Consider the following 11,232-nt stretch of genomic DNA (forward strand, 5'->3'; position numbering starts at 1 on the left):
TGAATATTAAACTCTAAATTTAAATTACAATTTTCCGACCCATTTGCTGATTTCATCAAGAATATCATTAAAGTTGGGTTGCCCTTTATAGTATAAAGCAGCTGTCTTTTTATAGCGTTCCGTAAATCGTTTCCTAAGTTCGGGGTTGTTTAGTAAGAACGCTTCGTTATTAGCGATGGGTATATCATAGTCCTTAGGTGGAAAGCGCGCCATTTTGTGTTTCTTATATTCTTCTGTGCCAATGAATGTTTTTACTTTTTCCTCTTTGAGTAGGCAATATACATCATAGTATTGCCTCATTAAATTTTGTTTCTCTATTTTTTCATCTTGTTCCTGTCTGAATTTGGTGGCAATTGTTTGTAATTTTTCAACAAAAGTGTATCCTGGGTGATAACATATAATGTCAATTGCACGATTGTCAATTATGGATACTTTCTGTTGAATGGCTTTATCATAAGCCCATGATGATATTGTTATTGGGTTGTTTGGTGTTACATTGTCAAATCCTACTTCTAATAAAATCCCTTCTTTGACCCCTTCAATAACATCAGTACTATTTTCATAATGTAGTCTTATGCCACCACTTCGGTATTGTTTTAAGTCGTCAAATTCTTTATCTCGCGTTACCGATAAGATGCCATTTATCTCTATTTCTTTAGCCAACCCGTCGTAAAAGTTTTTTCTTTTTTGAATGTTATTTGGTTTATTATTATTTGGGTTTTCATTAATTTCCATTACAGTTGGAGGCTTGATATGGATGTCGATGTCTTCGGAAAATCTATGAATTATTCCGTAGCCTTTGGATAGTGATGTGCCTCCTTTGAGTTCGAATTGATATCCTTGTTGTTTCAACCCATACAAAACATGCATAATCCAATAGTCTTTTTCTATTAGTCCTGGTTCAATATTTAATTCTGCTCCTACAATTCGTAGTAGAGTATTAAACTCTTTGTGGTTATGTAAATAGTTAGACATTTTGAGCTGTTAAAAAGGGTTCTAATATTTTTTTGGATTTCATACTTCCGTATTCTTGAAGTGTTTTTTTTAGTTTTTTAGTATCCATAGTTTTCGCTTTGGATTGTACTTTTGAAACTACTTCTTTTGAATCTTCGGCAAGCTGGTCTAAATTGTTTAGTAGGTCTACCAATAGAAATTCTTGTGTGACTTTATTTGGAAAATGTGGTTTTACTCTAAATGAAAATGTTTTTCCACCTAGATTAAAGTCGCCATGACGTTTGTGATTGTATACAATTTTTTGATTGTATAGTTGAGTAGTTCCAACTCCCAAGACATTATAAGCATTTAAAGAAGTAACCAAGAAACGATTATCTTTCAGAAAAGAACGCACTAATACTTCCTCTTCGGGAGGTGTTTCTCCAAAAACAGATAAATTTGGAAAGTAATACAGCCCTTGTGAAAGCTTTTGTAAAGTGCCTTCTTTTACCAATTCATCAAGATGTCGGTCAATAGAAGTTGACCACATAGACAAATCTGCTCTGCGGTATACTTTTCCTCGTTTTAAATGCATTTTTAATTCTTGTAACTTATTCATGATTCAAATGTAGTAAATATTATTTAATTGCATATATTTTCATTGAAAATTCATGCAAATAAAATTTTAATGAAACAATTATTATAAATCTGTAGAGGTCTTCTACTATTTTAGTTTCTAAACTTTATATTACTTCAATGTTTTTTTCTTCAAATAATTACACCTACCGGGTAAGTAATTCATTTTATTACCGCTTTAACAGTAAATAAGTGTAAAATAGTAAATAATCAAGTTCGTTTTTCTTAAATTTGATTAAAATTACTGATTAAGCAGTAAAAAAACGTAGTTTTATTTATAAAATATATTATTGTGTTTTAAAATGCATTACATTTACTGCTTAAACGGTAAAATATGTACAATTTTGATTTGGGACTCTTCATAAAAGAGCATCGTAAAAAAGCAGGATTAACTCAATTGCAATTAGCAAATCTTGCAGGTGTAGGAAAGACAACAGTTTTTGATATTGAAAAAAATAAAACAACAGTTAGTTGGAATAATCTGTTAGCCGTCATTAAAATTTTGAATATTGAGGTACAATTTAAAAGTCCGATGGATAAATGATTATGAGAAAAGCAATTATTTTAGTTCATGATAAAAGGACAGGGGTGTTGAGTGAAAATGATTCTAAAGGTTTTCAATTTGAATACGATACTACTTATGATGGGGAAGCAGTTTCTTTAACCATGCCAACTTCCTCTACGATATACTCATTTGACAAATTCCCATCATTTTTTGAGGGCTTGTTACCAGAGGGTATTATGCTTGAGGGGCTTTTAAAAATTGGAAAAATTGATAAAAATGATTATTTCTCACAACTTATTGCAACTGGAAATGATTTAGTTGGGGCTGTAACAGTAAAAGAGTTGCAAGATGAATAGATGTCCAATAACCTACGATTTGTGTGGAACTGAAAAGTACAGTCTAAAAGGACTTCGAATGATTGCTCCAAAACTAACGGGTTTAAATGATATACCATTTTCTGCTGCTGAACTAAGACAAGAAGCCGCTAATCGAGCAAATAAATTGTCTATTCCAGGCGTGCAACCCAAATTAAGCGCTGTTATTTCGGTTGTAAACCAACAATTTGAAATTGTAAATCAGTTTGGAAATTATATTATCAAACCTCAAAACGATATTTTTCCTGAACTTCCACAGAATGAAGACGTAACAATGAAAATGGCAAAAGTTTACGGACTTGATGTGCCTCTTCATGGTTTGATTTATTCAAAAGATGGTAGTTTGTCCTATTTTATTAAACGATTTGATAGATATAGCAAAGGGAAAAAATATGCAACAGAGGATTTTGCTCAGTTGACAGGAAATTCCAGAGATACTAAGTACAATTACACAATGGAAAAATTAGTTAATGTAATTGATGAATATTGTACTTTTCCAGCTATAGAAAAAGCAGATTTTTTTAAGAGAATTTTATTTTGTTTTATAACCGGTAATGAAGACATGCACTTAAAGAATTTCTCAGTTATTACGAAGGCTGGAAAAACTACTTTGACTCCTGTTTATGATTTTTTAAATTCATCCATCTCCATTAAGAATCCCCAAGAAGAGTTAGCACTTTCACTTAAAGGAAAAAAAAGTAATTTTAAGTCAACAGAACTATTAGATTATTATGCAAAAGAACGATTAGAACTTAATGATAAAACAATAGATTCCATTTTATTTGATATGAATAAAAGTGTTTCTAAATGGACGGAATTAATAGAAATTTCTTTTTTATCCGACCAAATGAAAGAAAAATATTTGAAGTTGATGAGTAATAGAATTGGTAGATTTTAATTTTAATAAGCATATAAAAAATAACATCTAAATTTTACTTACACACTTTATTGTATAGTACCTTGAAGTTTATGAAATATAGTATTGCTTACCTTGTATTTGTATATTTTAAATATAAAATAGGCCTCTAGAATAATCCTAAATTTCCTAACCATTCAACTCATCAAACTTCGACTTCATGGTTGGGTTATTATAGGTCAGTTTTTTAATGGTTAAGTCATCGGTTTTTTCATTTGCAAGGCGAAGATTGTTTTCCGATGATAATAAGGCTGCTTTAGTTTTTTCTAATTCTCTAATTGTCTTGTCAATTCCATCTACTGCATCATTTAATTTTCGACTTGCCAAATCATAATTTCGTGCAAAGCCTTCTTTAAACTTGTTCATTTTTTCTTCAAAATTGGTAATGTCAACATCTTGACTCTTAACAAAAGCAAGCTCCGCTTTATATTGCATTGAATTTAATGCGGCATTTCTTAAAAGTGTTATTATTTGGATAAAAAACTGTGGTCGTACTACAAACATTTTAGGATGTCTATGAGAAATATCTACAATACCTGTATTGTATAATTCACTATCCGACTCAAGCATTGAAACCAAAATAGCATATTCACATTTCTTCTCAGTTCGGTCTTTATCTAATTCTTTTAAAAAATCTTCGTTTCTTTTTTTAGTGGCAGTAGTATCAGATTCGTTTTTCATTTCAAACATAATTGAAATAATTTCATTGCCGTGTTCGTCATTTTCACGATAGATATAATCCCCCTTGCTTCCCGACCTAGCATCATTGTCCTTTTCAAAATATGCTTTTTGAAAAGCTATTGGTCGTAATTTATTAAACTCTAATTCACAATGTTGTTCAAGTGACTCACCAACCATTTTTGTAGAAAGCTTTGCCTTCATGTCTTTAATACGAGCAATTTCTCCATCTTTATAAATGACAATGTCTTTTACAGCTTGAAGTTCAATTGAAAATTGCTGTTTTAAAGAACTTTCCAAATTTTCTTTTTCTAATTCTTTTGTCTTAACATCATTTACCAAAGCATCTCGCTCTTTCTCTATTTTTTGAACAGCTTCAGTAACTGATATTTTTTTTTCTAATTCAGCATTATCGAGTTTAGCTTTTATTTGAGCAATTTCAGTTTCTTTATTAGCTAACTTTTCAGTAAGTTGTTGTTCGCTTTTGGCTTTTAGCTCTAGTAATTCTTGGTCTTTTTTGGCTATACTTTCTTGAAGTGAGTTTCTTAGATTGGCTTCAGCCAGCTTCACTGCATTTTCCTTTTCTTTTTCTGCTAGATTTAATCTGTTCTCTAGTTCTTCTTGAAACTGGTGGTCACGAACTTGTTTTAAAATATCAGCAAAACCTGCTTCGTCTACTTTAAATGCTTTTTTACAATGGGGACAAATAATTTCGTTCATGATAATTTATTTTTTATTTGTTTCGATTTTATTTTGGTATGAAGTGACTAAAAAATATTTCTTACAAGACGAATAATTGTCTCTAAAGTCCCTAACCAAAAGAAATTTTTTAAAACAATTATGTTTTGTAATCTTTCGCTAATTTATGGAAATATTATTCATAACCTAATCAAATCATCTCGGTAAACTAAAAGTACTAATTACAGCGGAATCTAGATTTAATATTTTTCTCTTCAATTAATTTTTTTCCAATTCGAACCAATACTGCCAATGGCACTCCAAGAAGTAAAGCAAATGCTATGATGTTTTCTATAGTTGCATAATAATAGGGTTCGTTAAAAACAAAAATGTATAATTGGGTAAAGCCAAGAATAATAAGTCCTGCAATAAATCCAATCCAGTAGTAAGTAAGTGCTTTTAGAACTACAATTAAGTATCTATTTTTGGTTTGAGGTAACTTGTTGATTGTATGTCCTATCCATAATAAAGCTCCAAAAGGCAATCCACTAATTAATGGCGTTTTTATTATTATTTCCAAATTGGGATAGGCATAAAAAGGGTCAAAAATCATCCCGTAAATGTGGATAAATCCTAACAATATTAGCGAAGCAACTACACCAAAAAGGTAAAACTTTACTATTGTTTTTAGGTTGTTCATATAAATTAGAATTATTATTAGTTATTGTAGAGGGATTAATAGGTCAATGTATAAATTCCCTTTTAACCTATGTTTAATCGTGGAATTAAATTCAAATTCTACATTTGAAACCAATAAATCACCAACATGATTAAATTGAATACTATCATTGTCTCCGAGAAAATAAACTGCAACACCAATCACAACATCATGAAACAAATTTTCTTTAATGGTTATTTCTTGATTTATTAAATCACTTGGTTTTAAGTCAACTATTAGTAAATCTTCTTCGGGAAATTCCGGTATAATTGTGGTTCCTGAAATATAATTTCTATTGGTGTTAATAGTATAAAGTACCATTTCATTTGCAACATCTTCCTCTTGAATGACTACAAAATAGGCTTCCTTCTCGTCGTTATTTCGTCTGTAATTTTTAAATCTAACTATTTGACCTAGTTTAAATTGTGTTTTCATATTATTGATTTTTAGATAATAATTTTTAGGTTGGTGTGTGCAATACAAAAAACCGGTTAATCGTTCTCCATTTATAGTTTCTATTTCATATTGAACATTGGCTATTAAATCATTACCAATGGCTGTAAATTGTATTATTTTGTTTTCTCCCATAAACATTTTAGCATCACCATATATAATTGTTCCTGTGTTGTTGTCTTTGATACATATTTCATCCAGTAAAATGTCCATGGCTCTTATTTGCACCTCATCATAATATTCAAAAGGATTGCCATATATCTGAGTTGTTTTTTCAACATACACTTTCCTTGAATTAATGGTTTGAATTATTAAATTTTTGTTTTCGCTTTGTTCTTGAATTACAACAAGATATTCGCCAATAATTTTTAATTCTCTGGTTTTATCATTGTCTTTTGCTCCGTAAGTTTTGCCTAGTTTGAATTGTGTTTTCATATTGTTTATGATACTGTTAGTTGAATTAATATATTAATTTCTTGTCGGATTTGAATTCCAATTTTCCATAGTAATTTAGTATCTTCTTTTAATTTCAATGAAACCGATAGTGCATTCTTTTTAGTAATTCCTCCTACAGGTAAAGTCAACTTAAATTCCTCGGTAAACTCATTACCTTCATAGGGTATCATGCTTTTTGAAGTGTCAATATATACTGCTAGTATGCGAATGTACTTGGCACCAAGACCTTCTGAATAATCAAAATGAAGATTTAATTTATCCTCCAAATTGAAATCACTTGGATTGAAATACCTGCTTACTTGAAAATTGTTTATTTTGTTTAAACGAATGTTCTCTTCAACGTTTAAGAAATTTCTTTTCACTGCTTTCATACTTAATTTTCGTTTATGATTCTAATTAGCGTTGGTGCATTGTGTTGCAATGCTACTCTGAAAAAATTGAAGTAGGTTCCTTCGGCTAGTCTTTCAATAATATCAATTTGCTTCACACTTTTTGGTAATGTTGGAAAAAGCAAGGTAAAATGATGTACCTGCCCTTTACTTTTAAAGTAATACTTTGATGGTGCCAATGGAATGTTGATGGCGCTAACCATTTTATAACGAACTTCAGAACCAATTGGTCTAATAAAACATCCTGAATCGATTTGAATCCATCCACCATTAATGTATTTCTTTGGTGCGATATACACAAAGTCAATTCTGGTGAAGTCATCGTCCAGACTGATTTTTTCAACAGCCATGTGCTCGTTTGGAGTATGTTGTGAAATTGGGTTTTTGAATACATAAGATTCAGTTTCTTTAAGCACTTCTTCAAGTGTTTCTTTTTCAAAATTTGGTTTCATAATTTACTTATTTTTAGTTTTATAGGTCAAAATTATACAACTCCTCCGTACAGTTTGTACGGAGTTAAAAAAAAGTTTAAAAAAAATGCCCCACGATGGTGAGGCAAAATTTAGAAACAGAAAATATTCCGTTTTAACAAGTAAAAATTATTTTATTTATCTTGTTAAAGTTTGAACACCATTACCAGATAAATTTCCCGAAGCACCATTAGTATTGTTCCAAGTACCAGTTATTGTACTATTTAATATAATATTAGAACCCAATGTGCCATTACTGTTTTCTGTAGCAATAATGACAACCCCACTTGTGTTGTCTGTAATAGGGGTTGGATTTGAAGTTAAATTATTTCCATTAACAATGTAAATTTTTCCATCAATTAGCAAAGAATTACTTCCAGATTTTGAAATAGTAACTGGTCCACTATCATTTAATGGAACTGTCCCAACACTTTGACCATTTTGAAAGAGTGTTAAATTCCCCGTTGTAATACTATTCCAAGTTCCAACGTATTGGTCTCTTGCGTCTTGTACTACTTGTGCGTCATCATCTTTACTGCAACTTTGTAATGAGAAAAAAGACACCCCCACTAAAAATAAAGTTAAAAATTTAATTTTTTTCATATTATTATAATTTAATGTAATTCCTACTCGTATGGCTTTTCGGTTTCGCCTCGTTTATTATAGTGGGTTCTGAACTCCACTTTTTTTATGTTATATGATAAATTTAAATTCACATTCGTTATTGTAGATATAGGATATTCTCTGGTAATCGTAAAATATTGGAGCGTTCATTTCTTGTTTCATAAAGGCTATATAATTGTAAACACTTCTTTCAGTCATGGAGAGTTTGGAAGCCAATTGCTTTGGACTTCCTGTCATCTCCTTACCTATGAGATTATCCAATTGTATGATTATTCTTATATCCAATTTTGCAATTTTAACACTTGCTACTGAAACTGAATTTCAGTAGGGTAATAATATTTTGCATATAAAATGAATTGATTTTAAGCTTATTAATTTTCAAATGATGCCATTTTTTGATTTCTTATTAAATTATGATGCAAAGATTTATTTTCCTTCCGTATTGTTTGTACGGAATAAAATATTTTTTATATATTTATCAAAATTTTTAAAAATGGCAATAGCAAGATCGGCCTACAGGAGGTATAAAGTGATAGATTCCGTGCTTCGAAATGAGTTTAGGAGGTACCCAACTATTGAAGAAATTCAAACAGCATGTTATAATGCTTTAGACTTAAAACCTTCTTTAGATACTTTAGAAAAAGACTTTAGAAACATGAAATTGCCAGAACCGGATGGTTATGATGCTCCAATTGCCTATTGCAGACAAAATCGAGGGTACCATTATAAAGACCCTAATTTTTCTATCAATGAAGTTAGTTTATCTTATAAAGATGTGGACAGTATTAAAGAAGCACTAGAGATACTTCAAAGTATTGGAAGTTCAAGAGTAAGCGAAAGTTTTAATTATGCCTTAAATAAAATATTGGTAAGTTATAAAGAAGAATTTCCGGATGGGAATTCGATGCGTAAGATAATAGAAACAGAATCCATATCTGGTTCTAGAGGATTTGAACATTTTGAAATTTTGTTTTTGGCTTGTAAAAACAAGACCCCTTTATCTTTCACACATTATTCCTATCAGAAAAGAAGATTCAAATCGGTAATAGTGCACCCGGTATTACTTAAAGAATTTGATAATTTTTGGTATTTGCTAGGATATTCAGAAGGCCATAATGCATTGCGAACCTTTGGTTTTGATAGGATTTATGAACCCATGTTATTGAATAGAAAATTTATTCCAACATCTGCAGATATTGTAAATAATTATTATAAAGATATTTATGGTGTTTATCCAATTGAAAACCAACCCAAACAAGAAATTGTGTTTTTTACTTCCACAATAGTATCCAATTATTTTGAGGCTTATCCGATACACGGAAGTCAAACAAGTAAAAAAAATGATGGTGGTTGTGTATTCAAACTTCAATTGGTTCCTTCTGTAGAACTGTTAAAACTATTTAGATCCTATGGTTCTGAATTAATTGTTTTGGAGCCCAAGTGGTTAATTAAAGAACTAAAAAATTAAGACATGAAAAAAAATAAAACTATTCTTTTCACCATAAACAAAAAAGGACATTCTATAGGTAATCCCGATTTGCTTCGGATTATATTAAGTCCAGAATATACCAAAATCGACTTTGGATATACTGCCAAAGAAAAATACATAAGTGGTGGATGGATACGAATGGAGAAAACCACTTTCATTGAAATAATAGAATCTGGAAAACGTTTGGTTTTGACTCAAGCTACCGGAATCCCTATAAGACCCGAGCACCACTATTTTGAATCTAAAAAAGATTGGCGCTATTTTTCGCTGTACTTTCCAGCAATTCCCCAAACGAATTCCACTATAAACATCATTGAAATTGAAAACGGAACTAAAAACGATTTTAATTATTACAATATTTCACTTAAAATGGAAGATGGGGTGGAGGTGTTGAAGGAATAGAAAATTGATGAGGAAATAATTTTATAAATATTTTTTTCATGCTAGGGTTACCTTTTTTTTATTGATAAGAAAAACAAATATTTATGAATTGCTAATTCGTCAAGATAATAGCTAAAGTTTAATTAGTGACAGTTCAATTGTATTGTTTAATTATTTTGAGGATGAGGTTTAGAAAATAAAGCAGTGTTTATTTCTGCACTAATAACAAAAAATAACGACGAAAAATGCAACTAAAAAAAATAATCCCTTGCAATCAATTGATTACAAGGGATTTTTGTGGAGTCGCCGAGAATGTAACCTTTCTCAAAACTTCATATTTTTCAAGGTATAAAAGAGGTTGATTTTTTAAGGTAACCGATTTTACCACCTTTTTTTACTATTCAAATAGTCTTAAATCTTATGATGTAAATATAAGAAAATTTATTTAAAAAATAAAGCATCAAGACTAAAAAATGTACTAGTTAAATGAGTGTTTAGTAATGCACTTTTCAATTTTAACCAAAAATCAAGTGAGTTACTTGTTCATACTTTATTCCACTATAAGTACAGAACTCTTCAATCGTTAGAAACTCATTTTCGAGCTTGTTGAGGTCTTTTTTTATCTTTTGCATTAATCTGGTACTTTGACGATAACTCTTGCCTGTTATACGCTGTATGTCCTTTGGATAGATGCAGATCCTTTGACTATTTGTTTTCATACTTTATCTATACCTTTGATTAGGCTTTGACTTGCTTCTGACGTACAGAAATTCTACTGCAATTTAGTTATAATTTTTCATACTTATTTATTGGCTTTTTATGTTTGTTTTGGACACTTGTGTCGATTTTGGACATATGGTATTCTCGTTACTTTTTATTTAGTTAAATACTTTGTAAACTTTGCTCTAATCATTCAAAATGTAGTTGCAACTGATGGATAGAATGAGGGAAATTTTCACTGATTTTAATAATTTAAATTTTGAAGTTATGGCTAGACAGAAAGGCATAATTAAATTAAAAGGTACTATCGGAGATATTACTTTTTACAAAACGCAGGATGGACACTTGGCCAGAGAAAAAGGCGGAATTGACGCTAGTAGAATTGCCAGTGATCCTGCGTTTCAAAGAACCCGGGAGAATGGTTCCGAGTTTGGAAGAGCCGGAAAGGCCGGTAAACTTTTAAGAACTGCAGTACGAGGATTGCTTTCCAATTCTGCGGATAGCCGATTGGTTAGCCGATTGACTAAAACGATGGTTAAAGTGATTCAAGCGGATATGGTTAGTTTGAGAGGTCTGCGAAATGTGATTGATGGAGAAGTTGATTTGCTTGTAGGTTTCGAATTTAATATTCGTGGCAAATTGGGCACCACACTATTTGTTCCCTATTTTGCAGAAATTGATCGTCCAACTGGATTGGTAACTCTTAATATCGATGGTTTTATTCCATCCAATATGATTGCTGCACCAGGAGGAACTACTCATTTTAAGATTACTTCTTTAGGAGCAGAAATTGATTTTGAAGCAGAAACTTT

At 30.7% G+C, this 11,232-nt stretch carries 15 protein-coding genes; 6 read left to right on the forward strand and 9 right to left on the reverse strand.

Annotated elements, in window-relative coordinates:
* Positions 1-24: 24 nt before the first annotated feature.
* Positions 25-975, reverse strand: coding sequence for a nucleotidyl transferase AbiEii/AbiGii toxin family protein (locus ACIQ2J_RS09275; protein WP_396168916.1), 951 nt, complete (start codon positions 973-975; stop codon positions 25-27).
* Complete coding sequence (locus ACIQ2J_RS09280; RefSeq protein ID WP_396168918.1) at positions 968-1,552, reverse strand: hypothetical protein; 585 nt, start codon at positions 1,550-1,552, stop codon at positions 968-970. Before ACIQ2J_RS09280 ends, ACIQ2J_RS09275 begins: the two co-directional genes overlap by 8 nt.
* A 351-nt stretch (positions 1,553-1,903) precedes the next feature.
* Between ACIQ2J_RS09280 and ACIQ2J_RS09285 the strand changes: the two genes are divergently transcribed.
* The 3 genes from ACIQ2J_RS09285 to ACIQ2J_RS09295 are packed head-to-tail and all read left to right on the forward strand — an operon-like array spanning position 1,904 to position 3,346.
* Positions 1,904-2,113: a helix-turn-helix domain-containing protein gene (locus ACIQ2J_RS09285; RefSeq protein ID WP_396168921.1), complete on the forward strand. Its 210-nt coding sequence runs from the start codon at positions 1,904-1,906 to the stop codon at positions 2,111-2,113.
* Positions 2,114-2,115: 2 nt separating this feature from the next.
* Complete coding sequence (locus tag ACIQ2J_RS09290; protein ID WP_396168923.1) at positions 2,116-2,430, forward strand: HipA N-terminal domain-containing protein; 315 nt, start codon at positions 2,116-2,118, stop codon at positions 2,428-2,430.
* A complete protein-coding gene (locus ACIQ2J_RS09295; protein ID WP_396168925.1) occupies positions 2,423-3,346 on the forward strand; it encodes a HipA domain-containing protein in 924 nt (307 codons plus the stop codon). The genes ACIQ2J_RS09290 and ACIQ2J_RS09295 overlap by 8 nt, the downstream gene beginning before the upstream one ends.
* A 147-nt stretch (positions 3,347-3,493) precedes the next feature.
* Here the strand turns inward: ACIQ2J_RS09295 and ACIQ2J_RS09300 are convergent, their stop codons facing one another.
* The 7 genes from ACIQ2J_RS09300 to ACIQ2J_RS09330 form a co-directional block, all read right to left on the reverse strand.
* Positions 3,494-4,762 (reverse strand): DUF2130 domain-containing protein, encoded by a 1,269-nt coding sequence (locus tag ACIQ2J_RS09300; RefSeq protein ID WP_396168927.1) that lies wholly within the window; start codon positions 4,760-4,762, stop codon positions 3,494-3,496.
* Positions 4,763-4,958: 196 nt separating this feature from the next.
* Entirely contained in the window at positions 4,959-5,420 is a 462-nt protein-coding gene (locus ACIQ2J_RS09305; RefSeq protein WP_396168930.1) for a hypothetical protein, read from the reverse strand.
* A 21-nt stretch (positions 5,421-5,441) separates the two neighbouring features.
* Positions 5,442-6,326, reverse strand: a complete 885-nt coding sequence (locus tag ACIQ2J_RS09310; protein WP_396168932.1) for a hypothetical protein — start codon at positions 6,324-6,326, stop codon at positions 5,442-5,444.
* A 5-nt stretch (positions 6,327-6,331) separates the two neighbouring features.
* Positions 6,332-6,718: a hypothetical protein gene (locus ACIQ2J_RS09315; protein ID WP_396168934.1), complete on the reverse strand. Its 387-nt coding sequence runs from the start codon at positions 6,716-6,718 to the stop codon at positions 6,332-6,334.
* Positions 6,719-6,720: 2 nt separating this feature from the next.
* Positions 6,721-7,188 (reverse strand): hypothetical protein, encoded by a 468-nt coding sequence (locus tag ACIQ2J_RS09320; RefSeq protein WP_396168936.1) that lies wholly within the window; start codon positions 7,186-7,188, stop codon positions 6,721-6,723.
* A gap of 156 nt (positions 7,189-7,344) precedes the next feature.
* Positions 7,345-7,809 (reverse strand): hypothetical protein, encoded by a 465-nt coding sequence (locus ACIQ2J_RS09325; protein WP_396168938.1) that lies wholly within the window; start codon positions 7,807-7,809, stop codon positions 7,345-7,347.
* Between the two features lie 90 nt (positions 7,810-7,899).
* A complete protein-coding gene (locus ACIQ2J_RS09330) occupies positions 7,900-8,091 on the reverse strand; it encodes a hypothetical protein (protein ID WP_396168940.1) in 192 nt (63 codons plus the stop codon).
* Positions 8,092-8,323: 232 nt separating this feature from the next.
* Between ACIQ2J_RS09330 and ACIQ2J_RS09335 the strand changes: the two genes are divergently transcribed.
* From ACIQ2J_RS09335 to ACIQ2J_RS09345, 3 genes are all read left to right on the forward strand, one after another.
* Positions 8,324-9,298, forward strand: coding sequence for a helix-turn-helix transcriptional regulator (locus tag ACIQ2J_RS09335; protein WP_396168942.1), 975 nt, complete (start codon positions 8,324-8,326; stop codon positions 9,296-9,298).
* Positions 9,299-9,301: 3 nt separating this feature from the next.
* On the forward strand, positions 9,302-9,721 hold the full coding sequence (locus ACIQ2J_RS09340; protein ID WP_396168945.1) for a hypothetical protein: 420 nt from the start codon (positions 9,302-9,304) through the stop codon (positions 9,719-9,721).
* Positions 9,722-10,687: 966 nt separating this feature from the next.
* On the forward strand, positions 10,688-11,232 hold a 545-nt coding region (locus ACIQ2J_RS09345; RefSeq protein WP_396168947.1), incomplete at its 3' end, for a hypothetical protein.

This window comes from Flavobacterium sp., assembly GCF_044357305.1.
Taxonomy (GTDB): Bacteria; Bacteroidota; Bacteroidia; order Flavobacteriales; family Flavobacteriaceae; genus Flavobacterium.